General features: G+C 69.5%; 16 protein-coding genes. 5 read left to right on the top strand and 11 right to left on the bottom strand.

The window, feature by feature from the left end:
• Positions 1 to 189: 189 nt before the first annotated feature.
• The 8 genes from hemL to hemE all read right to left on the bottom strand — a co-directional run bounded on the left by hemL (position 190) and on the right by hemE (position 9,441).
• The gene (hemL, locus tag ACIPUB_RS05600) at positions 190 to 1,503 is read right to left on the bottom strand and encodes a glutamate-1-semialdehyde 2,1-aminomutase (protein ID WP_407606464.1); all 1,314 of its coding nucleotides are present in this window, start codon (positions 1,501 to 1,503) and stop codon (positions 190 to 192) included.
• Positions 1,503 to 2,486, bottom strand: a complete 984-nt coding sequence (hemB, locus tag ACIPUB_RS05595) for a porphobilinogen synthase (RefSeq protein WP_407606463.1) — start codon at positions 2,484 to 2,486, stop codon at positions 1,503 to 1,505. The genes hemL and hemB overlap by 1 nt, the downstream gene beginning before the upstream one ends.
• A gap of 124 nt (positions 2,487 to 2,610) precedes the next feature.
• Positions 2,611 to 3,483 carry a uroporphyrinogen-III synthase gene (locus tag ACIPUB_RS05590; RefSeq protein ID WP_407606462.1) on the bottom strand — a complete coding sequence of 291 codons (873 nt, stop codon included), beginning with the start codon at positions 3,481 to 3,483 and terminating at the stop codon, positions 2,611 to 2,613.
• An 8-nt stretch (positions 3,484 to 3,491) separates the two neighbouring features.
• Positions 3,492 to 4,466 carry a hydroxymethylbilane synthase gene (gene hemC, locus ACIPUB_RS05585; protein WP_407606461.1) on the bottom strand — a complete coding sequence of 325 codons (975 nt, stop codon included), beginning with the start codon at positions 4,464 to 4,466 and terminating at the stop codon, positions 3,492 to 3,494.
• Entirely contained in the window at positions 4,463 to 5,668 is a 1,206-nt protein-coding gene (locus tag ACIPUB_RS05580; RefSeq protein ID WP_407606460.1) for a ferrochelatase, read from the bottom strand. The genes hemC and ACIPUB_RS05580 overlap by 4 nt, the downstream gene beginning before the upstream one ends.
• The gene (hemQ, locus tag ACIPUB_RS05575; protein ID WP_372342947.1) at positions 5,665 to 6,378 is read right to left on the bottom strand and encodes a hydrogen peroxide-dependent heme synthase; all 714 of its coding nucleotides are present in this window, start codon (positions 6,376 to 6,378) and stop codon (positions 5,665 to 5,667) included. Before hemQ ends, ACIPUB_RS05580 begins: the two co-directional genes overlap by 4 nt.
• Before the next feature lie 87 nt (positions 6,379 to 6,465).
• Positions 6,466 to 8,253 carry a protoporphyrinogen/coproporphyrinogen oxidase gene (locus ACIPUB_RS05570; RefSeq protein ID WP_407606459.1) on the bottom strand — a complete coding sequence of 596 codons (1,788 nt, stop codon included), beginning with the start codon at positions 8,251 to 8,253 and terminating at the stop codon, positions 6,466 to 6,468.
• Positions 8,254 to 8,370: 117 nt separating this feature from the next.
• On the bottom strand, positions 8,371 to 9,441 hold the full coding sequence (gene hemE / locus ACIPUB_RS05565; RefSeq protein ID WP_407606458.1) for a uroporphyrinogen decarboxylase: 1,071 nt from the start codon (positions 9,439 to 9,441) through the stop codon (positions 8,371 to 8,373).
• A 264-nt stretch (positions 9,442 to 9,705) separates the two neighbouring features.
• Here hemE and ACIPUB_RS05560 point away from each other — a divergent pair, with 264 nt between their 5' ends.
• Entirely contained in the window at positions 9,706 to 11,079 is a 1,374-nt protein-coding gene (locus ACIPUB_RS05560) for a glutamyl-tRNA reductase (protein WP_407606457.1), read from the top strand.
• 99 nt (positions 11,080 to 11,178) lie between these two features.
• Here ACIPUB_RS05560 and moeB read toward each other — a convergent pair whose 3' ends face one another.
• On the bottom strand, positions 11,179 to 12,402 hold the full coding sequence (gene moeB, locus ACIPUB_RS05555; protein ID WP_407606456.1) for a molybdopterin-synthase adenylyltransferase MoeB: 1,224 nt from the start codon (positions 12,400 to 12,402) through the stop codon (positions 11,179 to 11,181).
• 171 nt (positions 12,403 to 12,573) lie between these two features.
• Here moeB and ACIPUB_RS05550 point away from each other — a divergent pair, with 171 nt between their 5' ends.
• Both ACIPUB_RS05550 and ACIPUB_RS05545 read left to right on the top strand, forming a co-directional pair.
• Positions 12,574 to 13,155 carry a TetR/AcrR family transcriptional regulator gene (locus ACIPUB_RS05550; protein WP_407606484.1) on the top strand — a complete coding sequence of 194 codons (582 nt, stop codon included), beginning with the start codon at positions 12,574 to 12,576 and terminating at the stop codon, positions 13,153 to 13,155.
• Between the two features lie 71 nt (positions 13,156 to 13,226).
• Positions 13,227 to 13,448 (top strand): DUF3107 domain-containing protein, encoded by a 222-nt coding sequence (locus ACIPUB_RS05545; RefSeq protein ID WP_407606455.1) that lies wholly within the window; start codon positions 13,227 to 13,229, stop codon positions 13,446 to 13,448.
• A gap of 105 nt (positions 13,449 to 13,553) precedes the next feature.
• On the opposite strand, the gene ACIPUB_RS05540 is transcribed toward ACIPUB_RS05545, so the two are convergent.
• Both ACIPUB_RS05540 and ACIPUB_RS05535 read right to left on the bottom strand, forming a co-directional pair.
• The gene (locus ACIPUB_RS05540) at positions 13,554 to 14,237 is read right to left on the bottom strand and encodes a 4a-hydroxytetrahydrobiopterin dehydratase (protein ID WP_407606454.1); all 684 of its coding nucleotides are present in this window, start codon (positions 14,235 to 14,237) and stop codon (positions 13,554 to 13,556) included.
• A 50-nt stretch (positions 14,238 to 14,287) separates the two neighbouring features.
• Positions 14,288 to 14,968, bottom strand: coding sequence for a ferritin-like fold-containing protein (locus ACIPUB_RS05535; protein WP_302265567.1), 681 nt, complete (start codon positions 14,966 to 14,968; stop codon positions 14,288 to 14,290).
• A gap of 76 nt (positions 14,969 to 15,044) precedes the next feature.
• Between ACIPUB_RS05535 and ACIPUB_RS05530 the strand changes: the two genes are divergently transcribed.
• Positions 15,045 to 16,496 (top strand): ribonuclease catalytic domain-containing protein, encoded by a 1,452-nt coding sequence (locus ACIPUB_RS05530; RefSeq protein ID WP_407606453.1) that lies wholly within the window; start codon positions 15,045 to 15,047, stop codon positions 16,494 to 16,496.
• Between the two features lie 350 nt (positions 16,497 to 16,846).
• Positions 16,847 to 18,529 (top strand): DEAD/DEAH box helicase, encoded by a 1,683-nt coding sequence (locus ACIPUB_RS05525; RefSeq protein WP_407606452.1) that lies wholly within the window; start codon positions 16,847 to 16,849, stop codon positions 18,527 to 18,529.
• Positions 18,530 to 18,539 lie beyond the last annotated feature (10 nt).

The following is an 18,539-nucleotide window of genomic DNA, read 5'->3' as shown; positions in this document are numbered from 1 at the left end:
GGTCGGGGAGATTCGCCGCCCCCGCGGCGTCAACGCCGCATCGGGTCGTTCGCGAAAGTGGCATAGCCCTCACCAATTTTGGTTCGCCGGTCGGCGATCGGTGCCCGGAACGTGAAAACGCCCCCGAATATTGCCACATCAAGCGGTTGACGTTTCAATAATCGGGGGCATTCAAGCCACCCGGAGGAATCAGGCGGCGGGGACCGCCGAAGCCGCCGCGCGTGCGGCGGCCGGAAGGGCCGCGAAGATCTTTTCCATGGCCTCATCGTCGTGCGCCGAGGACAGGAACCAGGCCTCGAAGACGCTCGGCGGAAGGTAGATTCCCGACTCCAGCATCGAGTGGAAGAACGGTGCGTAGCGGTATGCTTCCTGCGCCTGGGCCTGCTCGTAGTTGTACACCCCGTGTTCCGAGGTGCCGAAGGCGACGGAGAACAGGTTGCCTGCGCGCTGGATCGAGTGGTCGACCCCGGCGGCACCCAGTGCCTCGGTGAGGGCCGACTGCAGCTGCAGGGACTTCTCGTCGATGTGCGCGTAGACCTCGGCGGTGGCGTTGGTCAGCTGGGCGATGCCGGCGGCCATGGCCACCGGGTTCCCCGAGAGCGTGCCGGCCTGGTAGACCGGGCCCAGCGGGGCCAGGTAGTCCATGACCTCGGCGCGGCCGCCCAGGGCCGCGGTGGGCAGGCCGCCGCCGATGACCTTGCCGAAGGTGTAGAGGTCCGGGGTCCAGCCCTCGGTGCGGCCGGTCAGGCCCCAGTAGCCGGCGTCCGAGGCGCGGAAGCCGGTGAGCACCTCGTCGAGGATCAGCAGCGCGCCGTTGGCGGTGGTGGTCTCGGCGAGGAACTTGTTGAAGCCCTCTTCCGGGGTGACAACGCCCATGTTGCAGGGTGCCGATTCGGTGATGACCGCCGCGATCCGCTCCCCGTGCTCGGCGAACGCGGCGGTGATGGCCTCGCGGTCGTTGTACGGCAGCACCAGGGTCTCGGCGGCGGTGGCCGCGGTGACCCCTGCGGAGCCGGGCAGGGCCAGGGTGGCCAGGCCGGAGCCGGCAGCGGCCAGCAGTCCGTCGAGGTGGCCGTGGTAGCAGCCGGCGAATTTCACGATCAGGTCGCGGCCGGTGTAGCCGCGGGCCAGGCGCACCGCGGTCATCGTGGCCTCGGTGCCGGTGGACACCATGCGCATGCGCTCCACGCCGCCGAAGCGATCCATCACCAGGCGGGCCAGTTTGCCCTCGTCGGGAGTGGAGGCGCCGAAGGACAGCCCGCGGTCAACCGCGGCGTGCACTGCCTCCTGGATGGCCGGGTGGGCGTGGCCCAGCAGCGCCGGACCCCACGAGCAGACCAGGTCGACGTAGGAGTTGCCGTCGGCGTCGGTAAGGTAGGCACCCTTGGCACCGACCATGAACGGGGGCACCCCGCCGACCGAGCCGAAGGCGCGCACCGGGGAGTTCACCCCGCCGGGCATGAGCTGCTGGGCGGTGGCGAAGAGTTCTGCGGAGCTGGTCATTATTTTCCTTCTTTCAGCCACTGGGCGAGTTCACTGGCCCAGTAGGTCAACACGGTGTCGGCACCGGCACGGCGGATGCCCAGCACGGATTCGGTGATGGCGGCTCGGCGGTCGATCCAGCCGTTGGCGGCGGCGGCCTCGATCATCGCGTACTCGCCACTGATTTGGTAGGCGGAGACCGGCACCGGGGACATGGCCGCCACGTCCGCAAGCACGTCCAGGTAGCTCATGGCCGGCTTGACCATGACCATGTCGGCGCCCTCGGCCAGGTCCAGCTCGACCTCGATCATCGCCTCGCGGCGGTTGGAGGCATCCATCTGGTAGGTTCGGCGATCGCCCTTCAGCTGGGAATCGACGGCCTCGCGGAACGGGCCGTAGAACGCACTGGCGTACTTGGCCGCGTAGGCCAGGATCGAGACATCCTGGTGACCGGCGTCGTCCAGCGCCTGGCGGATCACCGCTACCTGGCCGTCCATCATGCCAGAGGGGCCGAGCATGTGCGCTCCGGCCTCCGCCTGCGCGACGGCCATGCGGCCGTAGATCTCGAGCGTGGCGTCGTTGTCGACATTTCCCGCCGCATCGAGCACGCCGCAATGGCCGTGGTCGGTGAATTCGTCCAGGCAGACATCGGACATGATGACCAGCTCGTCGCCGACCTCGGCGCGCACTGCCTCGATCCCGCGGTTCAGGATGCCGGCCGGGTCCACGCCGGCGCTGCCGAGTGCGTCGCGGGTCTCCGGGATGCCGAAGAGCATGATGCCTCCCAGGCCCAGCTCGACGGCCTCGGCCGCGGCGGCCTTGAGCGTTTCCATGGTGTGCTGGACAACCCCCGGCATGGAGGTGATCGGGTTCGGTTCGGTCAGCCCCTCGCGCACGAACGCGGGCAGGATCAGCTGCTGCGGGGCCATCACGAGCTCGGCCGAAAGCCGGCGCATCGCTGGGGTGGTGCGCAGGCGGCGGGGCCTGCGGGCGGGGAATGACATTCTGGCTCCTTGTGAAGCTCGTGACTGGGGGTTTGAAGGCGGGGGTGGTTCGAAGGCGGGGGTGGTTCGAAGACTGGGGGGGGTGTGCGGCGCCGGCTTCGGGCGGGCGCTGCGGGATCCCCCCCTAGGTCGGGGGTTCTTGCGCGGGTTGCAGGGATTGCTCCCAGGCGTCGATGAGGCCCTCGGGGGTCGGGAAGCCGGCGGTGGCGGTGGGTTCCAGCCCGTGGGCGCGCAGGCGGGCAGCGGTGCTGTCGCCGATCGCCACCAGCGCCAGGTTCGCCCCGGGTGCCGGGACCAGGGACAGGAACTGGTCCACGGTGCTCGGCGAGGTGAAGAACACCGCATCCAGCCGGTCCACGGCGGCGGGCAGCTGGTCCCGGGCCAGGGTGTGGCTGCCGTGGGGCAGGTCGGGGTCCGGCAGCGGGGGCTGCAGGGCCAATTCGGGATCGGCGGGGGCCTGGACGGTGCGGTAGGCGATGACGATGTGTGCGTCCCAGCCGCTGGCGGTGAAGCCGTCGCGCAGCGTCGGGGAGGCGATGTCCGCCTGCGGCATGAATGCGGTGTGCGCCTTGCCGGCCCGGGGCGGTGAGCTAAGTTCCTCCCACTCGGCGAGCATGCCGCGCGCCGAATGGTCGTGCTCCGGCATGAAGTCCACGGACGCGCCCAACGCCTTCACGGCGCGCGCCGTCGCCTCGCCGACCACTGCAACCCGCGTGTTTCGCGGAATGCGCAGTTCCAGGCCCAGGGCGCGGGCGCGGAGCTCAAGGGCCCTGGCCGTGTTCACCGAGGTGAGCACTAGCCAGTCGAACTCGCCGGCCAGCAGCCGGCGCAGCCCGGCATCCAGCACGCCGGTGTCGGCGGGCAGTTCGAAGTCGATGAGCCTGCACACCGCCGCCGACGCGCCGCGCCCGGCAAGCCGCGCCACCGTTTCCGCGGCCCGCGCGGGGTCGCGCAGCAGCAGGGCGGTGCGGCCGGCGAGCACTGAATCAGCGTTCATGGTGGCGACTAGAGTCCCGCCAGGTCGGCAGCGCCCTCGCGCAGCAATTGCTCGGCCAGCGCCACGCCCAGGGCGTGGGCGCCGTCGACAGTGAGCGTTTGCGTGGTGGCGGAGCGGCGCATGGTGTCGGTGCCGTCGGGACGGCAAGCCACCGAGTCGAGTACCAGGACATCGCCGTGCACCGTGGCCAGCGCGCCGATGGGCGCGGCGCAGCCGGCCTCGAGGCGGGCCAGCAGCGCGCGCTCGGCGGTGATCGCCAGGCGCGTGTCGCCGTCGTCCATGGTTTCCAGGGCCGCGTCGACGGACGGGTGTCCGCTGCCGCCGGTCCGCACCTCCACGGCCAGGGAGCCCTGGCCGGGGGCCGGGAGCATGATTTCCGGGTCCAGGTACTCGGTGATGTGCGATTCCAGGCCCAGGCGCTCCAGGCCGGCGGCGGCCAGGATGACCGCGTCCAGGTCGCCCTGGGCGGTGCGCCCCACTCCCCCGTCGTCCTTTTGCGCCGGCGAGCCCTTGACCCGGCCCAGCCGGGTGCCGACGTTGCCGCGGATGTCCACGATCTCCAGATCCGGCCGGAAGGCCAGCACCTGGGCGGCGCGGCGCGGGGAACCGGTGCCGACGGTGGCGCCCTGCGGCAGTTCGGCCAGGAAAAGCCCGTCGCGGGCGCACAAGGCGTCGCGCACGTCCGCTCGCTTCGGCGTGGCGGCAATGACCAGGCCCTCGGGCTGCGTGGTGGGCAGGTCCTTGAGCGAGTGCACCGCCAGGTCGCAGGTGCCCTCGTAGAGCGCCTGGCGTAGGGCGGCGGCGAACACGCCGGTGCCGCCGAGCTGGGACAGCGGACCGGTGGTCACGTCCCCCTCGGTCTTGACCAGCACGGTGTCGTAGGGGACCTGGGAGATCTCGTGCAGTTGCGCGGCGACGTGCCCGGTCTGCGTGGTGGCCAGCGCGGAGCCGCGGGTGCCGATGGTGAAGCGTTCGGCGCTCATGATGCAGGCACCCCGACCTCGGAGTCGACCGCGGCGATGGTCGGCTTGGTGGTCCCGTCGCGCATCACCTTCACGCAGCAGTTGGGGCGGCAGACATCGAACCACGGGCCGAGCTCGGCCACCGAGGCGCGTCCGGGCTTCAGCGCGTTCCCGTCCGTCCCTGCCAGGCGCTCGGAGAGCAGGTCGACCATCCCGGAGACGAAGTCCGCGTGGGTCCCGGGGGTCGGGACGCGGTGGAAGGCCAGGCCGAGTTCGGCGCAGCTGTCCTTGGCCTCGGTGTCCAGGTCCCAGAGGACCTCCATGTGGTCCGAGACGAAGCCGATGGGTACCACCACGACCCCGGCGACGCCGGCGGCCTTGTAGGCGGTGAGCGCATCGTTGATGTCGGGTTCCAGCCACGGCACGTGCGGGGCGCCGGAGCGCGACTGGAAGACCAGGGAGTGCTCCAGGCCCGCGGCCTCGGACACCCCGGCCAGGATCGCGTCGGCCACGGCCAGGTGCTGGGCCGAGTACAGGTCGGTGTCCAGCTGCGCGACCAGGTCGCGCGGGCCGGCGGCCTGCGCGTCGGAGGTCGGGATGGAGTGGGTGACGAAGACGATCTTGATCTCGCCCTCGGAGTTGCCGGCCGTCGCCAGCTGCGCCCGGACGTTGGCCAGCGAGTCGCGCAGCCCGTCCATGAACGGGTTCACGAACGCGGGGGTGTCGAAGTACTGGCGCACCTTGTCGACCTCGAGCTTGCCCTCCAGCCCGGTTTCGCGCAGGGCGACGCCCAGGTCCTCGCGGTACTGGCGGCAGGAGGAATAGCCGGAGTAGGCGCTGGTGGAGAGCATCAGCACCGTGCGGTGCCCCTCGTTGTACATCTGCTCAACGGTTTGCCCGACGTAGGGCGCCCAGTTGCGGTTGCCCCAGTAGACCGGCACGTTGATGCCACGGGCGGCCAGCTCGGCCTCGAGGGCGGCCTTCAGCGCGCGGTTCTGCGCGTTGATCGGGGACACCCCTCCGTTGGCCCGGTAGTGGGTGGCGACCTCTTCGAGGCGCTCGTCCGGGATGCCGCGGCCGCGGGTGACGTTGCGCAGGAACGGGATCACGTCCTCCTGGCCCTCGGGGCCGCCGAAGGACGCCAGCAGGATCGCGTCGTACGCCTTGGGTTCCATCACGCCGTTGGCGTCATATCCGGTGCGAGGATCGAAATCCTGGCTCATCGCAGGACCTCGGCGACCTCGGCGGTGGAGATGCGGCGACCGGTGTAGAACGGGGTTTCCTCGCGCACGTGGTTGCGGGCCTCGGTGTAGCGCAGGTGGCGCATCATGTCGACGAGGTCGATCATGTCCGGGGCCTCGAGGCAGATCTGCCATTCGTAGTCGCTGAAGGAGAAGGCGGCGACGGTGTTGGCCAGCACCTCGGGGAACTCGCGGCCCAGGATGCCATGGTCGCGCAGCATCTTGCCGCGCTCCTTGGGGTCCAGCAGGTACCAGTCGTTGGAGCGCACGAACGGGTAGACGGTCATCCAGGTCTCCGGGGCCACGCCGCGGGCGAAGGCCGGCGAGTGGTCCTTGGCGAACTCGGCCTCGCGGTGCACGCCCATGGTCGAGTAGACGATGGAGGTCTCGGCGAAGAGGTAGGAGCGGCGGATCTTGCGCACCGCTGCCTGCAGGGACTCGGCGGTCGGGCCGTGGACCCAGGTCATCACGTCGGCGTCCTCGCGCATGGCGGAGACGTCGTAGGTGCCGCGCAGGGTCACTCCCTCGGCGGCGAGCTCGGCGATGAGCGCGTCAAACGCCTCGACGCCCTCGTGGCGGTCCAGGTCCGAATCGCGCTTGAAGACGGTCCACAGGGTGTAGTACATGGTCGCGTCGGAACCCGCTGCTTCGCGGTCGCGGATGACGGGTGAGTTGGATTCCACTGCACTCATGGTTTGGATCTCCTGCTTTCTTGGCGGTGCTCTGCCCGTGGGGGCGAAGCGGTAATCGTAAGTGAAACGAATCTCTGGGTGGAATGCTCAGCTGACGGTGATGCGCAGCCGTTTGCGGGTGTCGGCGATGACGGCGGCCAGGCCGGTGCCCGCCAGCCAGGCCCCGACGACGTCGAGCCCCTGGTGGGTGGCGGCGAGTTCGCGGATCATGGCAACGCGCTTGGCATGGCCGGTGGTGGCGAAGGGCAGCGCTCCGGAATAGCGCACCACGTCGAAGCCCAGGATGTCCCCTGCGGTGATCTCGATTCCCAGCAGCACCGAGGCGTCCTTCAGCGCCGCATTGCGCAGCGAGGCGTCATCGGCGTTCACCAGGGCGGAGGCCACGTCGTTGAGCCGTCCGTAGGACAGGCGCAGCACATGGGAGCCGGGGCCCGATTCGTCCCCGAGCCAGTGCCACTTGGCGGTGGCGTGGGTCAGCGCCTTGGCCCCGACGTCATCGACGGTGGGGGCCACCAGCAGCCCGGTGCCGCGCGGGGCGTCGTCGAGTTCGGGTTTGTCGACCACCAGGGTGACCAGGGAAATGCCGGCACCCGGAGCCGGGCGGTGCTCGGCGAACCCGGCGTCGATGCCGCGCAACAGGTCGACGGCGGTCTCGCCGCCGGTGGCCATGACGAGGCGGTCGGCAAGCACTTCGCGGGTCTGCCCGGCCCCGGCGGCCCCGGCCTCGTGGGCCTGGCGCTCGTGGCGTTCCTGCCGCGATTCCTTCTCGTGCTTGGCGTCCTTGGCCGCGGGGGCGTCGGCGGCCCGCGGGGCCAGCTCGATGCGGAAGCCGGTGCCCCCGGCGCCCGGCGCGATGCCTGCCACCGGGCTGTTGGCGTGCAGCTGGACGCCCGCGGCCTTGAGGTCGGCCACCAGCGCCGCGACCAGGCGGTTCATGCCCCCGGAGACCGAAGCGACGGCGGATCCGGCAGGGGCCGCTGCACGCATGGCGGCGACGGCGCGGGCCAGCGAGCCGTGCTTGTGCACAGCGGCGCGCAGCCCCGGGGCGATGGCGTCCACGTCAAGGGTGTCGGGGTCCGCCGAGTGCACCCCGGAGACCACGGGGGTCACCAGGTTCTCGAGCACCGCCGAGCCCATGCGGGAGCGGACCAGGGCGCCGAGGGACATGTCGCCCTCGAGGATCTTCTTGGAGACCGGGGTGATCAGGTCGGCGGCGGCACGCAGCGCGCCGGCACGGCCCACGGCGCGGCGGACCTCCTCGGCCCATGGGTCCCCGGGGATGCCCAGGATGCCGGTGGCGGGAAGCGGCAGGACCACGTTCTCCGACCCGCGCTTGAGGTAGAGCCAGGCTCCCCCGGGTTCGGGCGTGACGATGTCATCACCCAGGCCCAGTTCGCCCAGCAGGTCGGCGACAGCAGTGGAGCGGGTGGCGAAGGATTCGGCGCCGGCATCCAGTGCCAGCCCGGCGACCTCGTGGGCGCCTACGCAGCCGCCGAAGACGGGTCCTGCCTCGTGCAGCTGGACGCGGTGGCCGCTGGCCGCCAGTTCCCGGGCGGCCACCAGCCCGGAGATCCCGCCGCCGACGACCACTGCCAACGGGGCGTCGGGAACACTTGGCGCCGGTGGGTGGGCCTCGGTGCCGCGGGCCCGGTTCAGCAGGCGCAGGGCGTGGGCAGCCGCATTGGAGGCGACCTGGGTGGGTCTGGCCTTGGCGGGCGCCTGCCCGGCGGCGGGCGCCTGGTCGCCGTCGATGCCCTGGCCGGGTGCTTCCGCCGGCGTCCCGGCGTCGGCCGGTTCCTGGCGCACGCGCCCGTGGCCGGTTGCGCCGACCTCGTCGGCCGAGCCGCTGCGGGGCTGCTCTGGGACGTTTGGCACCATCAACTCTTTTCCGGGAAAACGAAGGTGTAACTGACGGGTCCGGGGTGCGCTGCGCGTGGCCTTTGCGCGGATGCCCGCGCACCGCACCCCGGCGGTACTGCTGGTGGTTCTAGCCTAACGCCCTGCCACCGGGATCGAGTGAATCAGCTCGACCACGCGGGTGAGGGTCTCCGGGTTGGTTTCCGGCGGCACGCCGTGGCCCAGGTTGGCCACGTGCGCCGGAGCCGTGTCGCCGGCGGCCAGCACCTCGCGCACGTGGGCTTCGAGGACCTCCCACGGGGCGGTCAGCAGGGCCGGGTCGATGTTGCCCTGCAGCGGGATGTCCCCGCCCAGGCGGCGGTTGGCCTCGTCCAGCGGCAGGCGGTAGTCCACGCCCATGACGTCGACGCCGACGTTGCGCATGGCGCCGAGCAGCTCGGAGGTGCCGGTGCCGAAGTGCACCAGCGGGACGCCGGTGTCGCGCACGAGGTCCAGGGCACGCGCCGAGGCAGGCGCCACGAAGTTGGTGTAGTCCCCCAGCGAGAGCGACCCGGCCCAGGAATCGAAGAGCTGGCCAGCGGAGGCGCCGGCCTCGATCTGGGCGCGCAGGAACGCGCCGGAGGCATCGGCTGCCCAGTTGGCCAGTTCCTCCCAGACGCCAGGCTGGGCGTGCATCATGGTGCGCGGGCCCATGTGGTCGCGGGACGGGCGTCCCTCCACCATGTAGGCGGCCACCGTGAACGGGGCGCCGGCGAATCCGATCAGCGGGGTGTTGCCCAGCTGCTCGACGGTCATCGCCACCGCCTCGCGGATCGGGTCCAGGGCCGCGTCGTCCATCTTCGGCAGCGCGCGCACATCGGCGGCGGTGCGCACCGGGGTCCCCAGCACCGGACCGACGCCCGGGACGATGTCCACGTCGATGCCGGCGAGCTTGAGCGGGATGACGATGTCGGAGAAGAAGATCCCGGCATCCACGTCGTGGCGGCGCACCGGCTGCAGGGTGATTTCGGAGGCCATGTCCGGGCGCAGGCACGATTCGAGCATTTCGGTGCCCTCGCGCAGCTTGCGGTACTCGGGCAGCGAACGGCCTGCCTGGCGCATGAACCACACGGGTCTGCGGCTGGGCTTCTGACCGCGGTAGGCGGAAATCAACGGGGAATTGGCGGTACGACCGTCCATCAGCGGGTGGTTCTGGCTCAACGTCATGGCATTGATTCTGCCAACATGTTGCGCCGAATCGTAATCCGCACGCCCCCAGCGAACACGCACCATGATTTGGGGGGAAAAAACCGGTACGAAACCAGTGCCTTGCGGCACATATCGGGGCTACCATGGGGAAACCGATTCATTGGGGAAGCGGTACTTGGGGGAACTGTTCGTTGGGGACGCTGTTGATTCAGCCTGGGGGATGGTCGAACCTGTCACATGCGATGCTCTACGTGACGTAGAAGCGCTATGATTGGACACACTGTGGTTTTACTATCTCTCGTTGCCTCTCATTCAGACATCGACCTCGAGACCGTGGCAAAGATTAGTGCCGACGCCTCCCAGGTCGCTTCCGTCGTGCTCGCTTCGGCGAGCCCGGTTGCCGGCGCCATCACCCTGGCCACCTGCAACCGCTACGAAATCTACTGCGAAGTCCCGCAGTCGGAGGACGTGGCCGCCGCCCGGTCGGAGGTGATCTCCCAGATCGCTGCCAGCACCGGGCTCAGCCAGGATGTCATTTCCACCGCCCTGGTCTCCAAGACCGAGACCGAGGTCATCGAGCATCTCTTCTCCGTCGGCGCGGGACTCGACTCCGCCGTCATCGGCGAACGCGAGATCGCCGGACAGGTGCGCCGCGCGCTCAATGAGGCGCAGGCAGCGGGAACCGCGACCGGTTCGCTGGTCAGGCTCTTCCAGGCCGCCTCGCGCACCGCGAAGGACGTCGGATCGCGCACCTCCCTGGGTTCGCGCGGCCTCTCCGTCGTGTCGGTCGCCCTGGAGCTGGCCACCGACCTGAGCCGCGACCCCGACTGGTCCACCAAGAACGTCGTGATCTTCGGGACCGGCGCCTACGCCGGGGCAACCCTGTCGCTGCTGCGCGAACGCGCGGCCCACCACGTCTCGGTGTTTTCCGCCTCCGGACGCGCCGAGGCCTTCGTCGCCAAACGCGGCGGAACCGCCCTTGACGAGTCCACCCTCGAGGCTGCCCTCGAGCAGGCCGATGTCATCATCGGCTGCAGCGGCTCGGACCACCGCCTGATGGCAGCGGACATCGCCGCCCTGGATCGGGGCACCCGACCGTTGGTCGCCATCGACCTGGCACTGACCCACGACTTCGACCCGGAACTCGGTGCCTTGGAGGGCGTGGAATTGATCAACCTCGAATCGGTGCGCATGGCAGCGCCCGAGGAGCAGGCCCAATCGCTGCGCCAGGCCCGAGGCATCGTGCTCGATGCCTCCGAGGCCTTCGCCGCGGAACAGCGCGAGCGCGCCGCCGATGCCGCCATCATCGCCCTGCGCAAGCACACCCAGCAGGTGCTCGAGACCGAGGTGGAGAAGGTCCGTGCCCAGCACGGCTGCACCGCCGCGGCCGAGGAAGTCGAATTCGCCATGCGCCGGATGATGCGCCAGCTGCTGCACGTGCCCACGGTCCGTGCCCGCGAGCTGGCAGCAGCCGGACGCGCCGGGGACTACATCGAGGCCCTGCAGACGCTCTACGGCCTCGAGGTCGAGGCGCAGAGCGCACCGTCGGTGAAGAACGCCTCGCGCTGCCCGGTCACCGGGACCGCGGCGGACGACGCCGTCCCCGCCGCCGAGGCCGGGACCCCGGACGTCGCGCAGCTGAGCCGGGCCGTCTAGAGCCCCGGCCAACGCGCGAAGGCGCCGCGGACAAGCCCACCGGGCTTTGTCCGCTGCGCCTTTTTCGTGCCCGCCGTTTCCCTCACACGGCCGCCGGGCTCAATAGGTCGGCAGGCTCGGATCCACGTCGCTGATCCAGTCCAGGATGCCGCCGGCGACGTGGCGCACCCGGGTGTAGTCGTTGCGCAGCAGGTAGCGCATGACCTCGGAGGAGCGTCCGCCCGACTTGCAGTGCAGGATCAGTTCCTTGTCGCGTGGCAATTCGACCTCTCCGGCCAGGACCGCCCCGCGCGGTGCCAGGATGGCACCGGGGATCGACACGATCTCCGCCTCCCCGCGCTCGCGCACGTCGATGAGCAGGAAGTCTTCCTTCCCTTGGGCGCGCGCCTCCAGCAGCCCCGCCAGCCCGGAGGCCGTGATGCTGTGCGCCGCGGTGAGCCGCAGCCCGTCCGCATCCAGCGCCGGGGTGGAACAGAAGTCGTCGTAGCTTGCCAGCAGCTCGGTGATCGGTTCAACCTGTGGGTCCGGGCGCAGCGAGACCTCGCGCCAGGTCATGTCCAGGGAATCCAGGATCAGCAGCCTGCCCAGCAGCGTGCGGCCCACCCCCGTGATGAGCTTGATGGCCTCGGCCACCATGACGGAGCCGACCTGCGAGCACAGCACCCCGAAGACCCCGCCCTCGGAGCAGGAGGGCACGGTGCCCGGCGGCGGCGGGGTCGGGTACAGGTCGCGGTAGTTCGGCCCGTGCTCGTCCCAGAAAACCGATACCTGCCCGTCGAAGCGCAGGATCGAACCCCAGACGTACGGCTTGCCGGCGAGCGCCGCTGCGTCATTGACCAGGTAGCGGGTGGCGAAGTTGTCGGTGCCGTCCAGGATCACGTCGTATTGGCCGAAGAGCTCCACGGCGTTGGCGGTGTCCAGCCGGTGGTTGTGCAGCTTCACGGTGACTAGCGGGTTCAGCTCGCGGATGCGCCTGGCCGCGGATTCGGTCTTCAGTTCCCCCACGGCGGCCGTGGAGTGGATGACCTGGCGCTGCAGGTTGCTCAGGTCCACCACGTCGTCGTCGATGATGCCCAGCGTCCCCACACCCGCCGCGGCCAGGTAGAGCAGTGCCGGGGAGCCCAGTCCCCCGGCGCCGATGACCAGGACGCTCGCGTTCTTGAGCCGGCGTTGCCCGGCCATCCCGATCTCCGGGATGATGATTTGGCGCGAATAGCGCATCAATTCCTCGGGCAGGAGCTCGTCCCCGGGCGCCACGAGGGCCGGGGGCCTGCCCGTGGAGTCGTTCCGGTTCGGGGTCCTGGTCTCGCTGCTGGAATCCATGTATTCACCATAGTCTCGTGCGGCGCGATGCGTCAGGTCCGGGATCCGTCGTTACCCGAGAGTAGACTTGTGCGAAATGTCGCCCGGTGTCGCCGGGCGGCCAGCTTTCGCGAAAGGGCCGATGTGACCACTCCCCCCAACCTCGGCGACCGGCCCCCACGGACCGCACGGATGCCGCGTGCGGCCCGCCGCCGCCAGTTGCTCCAGGCGGCCCACCAGGTCTTTGTCGCCCATGGCTTCCACGGGGCGTCGATGGACGAGATCGCCGAGGTTGCCGAGGTGTCCAAGCCGGTGCTCTACCAGCATTTCCCCGGCAAGCGGGAACTGTACGTCGCACTGCTGGATACGCACATGGACGAGTTCAGCTCCCTGCTGGAGGCCGCGATCAATTCCACCTCGGACAACAAGCTGCGCGTCACCGCGACGATTCGCGCCTACTACGAGTACATCGCCCGCGACTCCCAGGGGTTCAGGCTCATCTTCGAGTCCGACCTGCTCAACGACCGGGAGATCGGCGGGCGCATCGAGGCGTTCAACGCCGAGTTCGCCGGTCGCATCGCCGACGTCATTGCCGAGGACACGAACCTTGCACCGGCCCAGGCCCTGCTCATGGGCCGCGCGATGGCCGGGATGGCACAGGTCTCGGCCCGTTACTGGGTTGACATGGCCGATGAGGTGCCCATGGAAGAGGCCAGCGATTTGGTGTCGCGTTTAGCTTGGCGCGGAATCGGTCGGTTCCCCAAGGAATCCTGACGTAAATTCAACACTAGATGTTGGTCGGCGCCACCGGGCGCCGGCACATGCAACAAACCAGGAAGGCCACCATGGACGTTCGCATTGGAATTCAGAATGTTGCTCGCGAGATCGTAATCGAATCCGCCGAAAACGCCGAGGAGTTGGCCAAGCGCGTATCCGAAGCCCTGGCATCGGGCGGGGAACTTCGCCTCACCGACTCCAAGGGCCGCCTCATGCTCGTCCCGGTTTCGGGCATCGCGTATGTGGAGATCGGTGTCGAGGAAGCACGCCGCGTGGGCTTCGCCCACTAGGACACTTTCGTTCGATGACTCGAGGAGGACGGCCAGCCGTCCTCCTCGAGTTGTTTAAGCCCTCGTTGTCCAAGCCTGCGCCGTCGCGGGCTTGTGGCCGGCCCCTTAGTCCAAGGCGGGCGGTTGTTCCCCGTCCGAGGTGCACAGGCAGACCCGGTTGCCGTCGGCATCGGTGTAGATGGTCCAGCTTGGCTCGTGCGTCCTGTCCCCCGTGCCGGCGCTCGCTTCCAGCTCCGCCTGGGCATGCTCCAGCCCGGAGCGGGAAATGTACTTGTCGATGTGCATGCGGTTGGGGTTCGGCGTTTCCGTTTCCTGGAACCAGATCCGCGGATTGCGTCCCGCGGGGTCGACCAGGTCCCCGTCGCGGCCCTTGCGGTAACCCATGACATCGATCCAGAAGTCCTCCAGCCGTGCCGGATCCCGGGTGTCGATGCCCAGGTGCACGTCCTGGTGGCGCTGCGGGGCCGCAACGGCGGAGGAGTCTGCGGCGGCGAATTCGAGCAGCGTGGCCAGGGCCACGTCGCGCAGGGTGATTTCGCTGCCCACATCGTGCGAGGTGGTGCTCAGGAAGATGGTGTTCCACCGCCAGTCCACGTCGGGATGGTGCCCCTGGCGTTCGGCGGCCTCCGCCACGATGGCCAGGAAGTCCACCGCCTCGCGCGAATCCGGGAACTCCCACGCACACACCAGCGCGCCGTGGCGTTCGCGCCAGGACGGCAGTTCCTTCAGCGCCCTGGCGACCTCGTAGGTGCTCAGCACACGGGTGGGTGAGTTCTTGTCCAGGTCCATGGTTCTCCTCGTTTCTCTCGGTTCCGCGGTGGAGATCGCGCCGGTATGCCTCAGGCGGTCATGCCCAGTTGGCGCATGCGCCGCGAATGGTTCTCCACCAGCCGGGCAAAAAGCGCCGTCATTTCCTGTCCGCGGTCGTTGCGGCCCTCGGCCTGCAAGGCACCCCAGAAGTCGTAGGTCTCGCCGATCTCCCGGGCCTGGGTCAACGCCTCCCCCAGCAGCCGCCTACCCCACAGGGCCAGGCGCGAGGCGCGCTCGGGATGGTCGGCGATGGCCAGCTGCAGCCGCTCGCGCAGCCAGTCGGTGATTCCCTGCGCGGTCTTGACCTCTTCGACCAGCGAGCGGGCCGCCGGCTCCAGGCCCGAGGCTATCAGCGCATAGAAGTCGGCGGCGACCCCGTCGATCACATACGCCTTGGTCAGGGACTCGTACCAGTCCCCCGGCTTGGTCCGTCGGTGCATCTCATCCAGGGACGCCATGAACGGCTCGATGACTTCCTGCGGATCCAGGCCGCGATCGGCGATGAGTTCGCGCACCATCTCGAAATGCCCGAACTCGGTCACCGCGAAACGGCCCAGGGTTTCCCTGTCGACCAGTGTCGGCGACAGTCGCGCATCGGAGGACAGGTGTTCGAAGGACGTGAGTTCCTGGTACGCGATCAGCCCCAGCAGGGCCAGTTCCGCGTCTTCCGCGGCGGCCGCCGAACCAAAGGTCAAAGGTGATTTGGTCATGTCCTCAGCGTACTCGGGGCCCAACACACGCGACACAACCGCGACCGGGCACCGGGGTGGTGGTTATGCTGTCGATGTGATCCACCAATCTATCGCCCTCACGCCCGAGGCACGAAGCACAGCACTTGCCCAGGCCCTTCAGGCACTGGAAACCGAGTTCGCCCTGCGCAGCGAGTTCCCGCCCGAGGTGCTCGCCGAGGCCCGGCGCGCCATCGCCGACTTCGAGCGCCCGGCCATCGACCGGCGCGAGATCGAACTGGTCACCATCGACCCGGCCACCTCCACCGATCTGGACCAGGCGGTGCACCTGGCCCGCAACGGCGACGGCTACGTGGTGCACTATGCGATCGCCGACGTGCCCGGATTCGTCGCCCTGGGCGGCAGCCTTGATGCCGAGACCCGGCTGCGCGGCCAGACGGTCTACCTGCCGCACCGACGGATCTCGCTGCACCCCGAGTCCATCAGCGAGGACGCCGGTTCGCTGCTGCCGGGCCAGGACCGCAGCGCCTACCTCTGGGCCTTCACCCTCGATGCCGGCGGCGCCGTCACCCACACCGCCCTGGAGCGGGCCATTGTCCGCAGCCGCGAAAAGCTCAACTACGTCGACGTCCAGGCTGCCCTTGACGACGGGACCGCCAGTGCGATGCTGCAGCTGCTGCGCGAGATCGGGCTCAAGCGCATTGAGCTGGAACGGGCCCGCGGCGGCGCATCCCTGCGCATCCCCTCCCAGGAGGTCGAATGCGTCGACGGCACCTATGTCATCGTGGCCGACGCCCCGCTGCCGGTGGAGGACTGGAACGCCCAGATCTCCCTGATGACCGGGATGGAGGCCGCCCGCATCATGCTCGAGGCCAAGGTGGGCCTGTTGCGCACCATGCCGCCGCCGGCGGAAAAGGACATCAGGATCTTCCGGCTCCAGGCCAAGGCGCTCGGGACGGTCTGGGAGCCGGAGCAGCCCTATGGCGAGTTCCTGCGCTCCCTGGACCTGGCCGACCCGCGCCAGCTGGCCCTCATGCACCAGGCCACGAGCCTGTTCCGCGGGGCCACCTACACCGTGCTGGACGGCGAGGTGCCCGGGGACATCGTCCAGGCAGCCATCGCCGCGCCCTACGCGCACACCACCGCGCCATTGCGCCGGCTGGTGGACCGCTTCGCGCTGCTCATCTGCTCCTACGCCGTCCACGGCCAGGAGGTTCCGGCGGGCGTGCGCGAGGTGCTGCCCCAGCTTCCGGACCTGATGAACACCTCGAACCGCATCGTCAACAACGTCGAACGCGCCGCCGTGGACACCGTGGAGGCCGCCTCGCTGGCCCACCGGGTGGGAGAACGCTTCGCGGCGGTGACGATCACCGGAACCGAGGACTCGGGCAACGGCAACCACCGCACCGGCGGCACCCTTCAGGTGAAGGACCCGGCGGTCATGGCGCGCTTTGAGGGGACGGCGGAGGCGGGGATGCAGGTCGAGGCCGAGCTGGTGCACGCGGACATGGCCAGCCGCAAGGTGCTCTTCCGGATCGTCGGTCCCTGACGACTGTGCCGGGGACCCTGCGGTGCGCCGGGTCCCCGGCGCACCGGGCCACGGACGGCCCTGCGGCCCGGACCTCCGGGGGCAATACGCGGAATTGACCGGACTCACGATATGCTTGAACGGTATACAAGGATGCCCGGTCGCGTACCTTGAAAAGAATTCATGCGGGATTACCCAGCGACTTCCGCGCCCCATGTGGTCAGATCCACTTGACCACTAGCTAAGCCTGCGATCGGCTCCGCTGGAAGCACCTCTGATTGTGGTGGACCTCCGACCCCACTTCCCCGGCCTTGCCGGGGACGGTCGTCGAGCACCCCGGTCCCAGGCGCCTAAACGAATGAGACCCCCCTGTGTCGAATACAGAACACCTGCTGACCGCCGATTCGGCGTCCGAGGCAGTGGACATCGAAGAATCCCTGTCCACCGATGAAACCCCGCACGAACTCCCGCAGCTGACCTTCGCCGACTTCGGCGTCCGCGCCGACATCGTCGACTCCCTGACCGACGCCGGCATCCTGCACCCCTTCCCCATCCAGTCGATGACGCTCCCGGTCGCCCTGGGCGGACACGACATCATTGGCCAGGCCAAGACCGGCACCGGCAAGACCTTCGGCTTCGGCATCCCCGCGCTGCAGCGCGTGGTCGGCCCCACCGACGAGGGCTACGACAAGCTTCCGGCCCCCGGCGCCCCGCAGGCCCTGATCGTCGCCCCGACCCGCGAGCTCGCGGTCCAGGTCGCCACCGACATCGCCAAGGCCTCGACCAAGCGCAACGCCCGCATCGCCACGATCTACGGCGGCCGTGCCTACGAACCGCAGATCGAGCAGCTGAACAACGGTGTCGAGATCGTCGTGGGCACCCCCGGGCGCCTGATCGACCTGCACCGCCAGCGCCACCTGAACCTGAAGAACGTGCGCCTCGTGGTCCTCGACGAGGCCGACGAGATGCTGGACCTGGGCTTCCTGCCCGATGTCGAGACGCTGCTCGCCGCCACCCCGGCGAACCGCCAGACCATGCTCTTCTCGGCCACCATGCCCGGCCCGGTCATTGCCATGGCCCGCCGCTACATGACCAAGCCGACGCATATCCGCGCCGCGGACCCGGACGACGACTCGATCACCAAGAAGGACATCCGCCAGGTCGTCTACCGCGCCCACCAGCTGGACAAGGACGAGGTCGTGGCCCGCATCCTGCAGGCCGAGGGCCGCGGACGCACCATCATCTTCACCAAGACCAAGCGCTCGGCGGCCAAGCTGACCGACGAGCTGATCGATCGCGGCTTCGCTGCCGGCGCCATGCACGGGGACCTGGGCCAGGGCGCCCGCGAGCAGGCACTGCGTGCCTTCCGCAACAACAAGGTCGACGTGCTGGTGGCCACCGACGTCGCAGCCCGCGGCATCGACGTCGACGACGTCACCCACGTGATCAACCTGCAGTGCCCGGAGGACGAGAAGACCTACTTGCACCGCGTCGGCCGCACCGGCCGCGCCGGCAACAAGGGCACCGCGGTGACCTTCGTTGACTGGGAAGACGTCCCGCGCTGGGGCCTGATCAACAAGGCCCTGGGCCTGAACGTCACCGAGCCGGTGGAAACCTACTCCTCCTCGGCCCACCTCTTCACCGACCTGCACATCCCGGCAGGGACCAAGGGTCGGCTGCCGCGCCACGCGCGCAAGCTCGAGGGCCTGTCCGGCGAGAAGCTCGAGGACCTGGGCGAGACCGGCAAGAAGAACTCCCCGCGGTCCTCCGACGGTGGACGTCGCTCGGATCGTGGCGGCGAGCGTGGCGGCGAGCGCGGCGGCAACAGCTCGGAGCGCGGCGGACGCCACGGCCATTCCCGCGGCCGCTCCGACCGCCCGGCACGCGAGGGCGAGCGCCACCGCGAGACGGCAGCTGCCTCCGAGCCCGCCGGCACCACCGAGTCCTCGGACCAGGGCGCCCCGAAGGCCGATCGCCCGGCACGCAGCCGCCCCAACCGCAGCCGCACCCGCCGCCGCGACGGCGAAGTCGTGAACCGCAACGACGCCGAGTAGATTGACGCCA

Source organism: Paeniglutamicibacter sp. ORCA_105 (genome assembly GCF_045798545.1).
GTDB classification, from domain to species: Bacteria; Actinomycetota; Actinomycetes; order Actinomycetales; family Micrococcaceae; genus Paeniglutamicibacter; species Paeniglutamicibacter sulfureus.
This window is presented reverse-complemented; position numbering and strand designations above follow the sequence as displayed.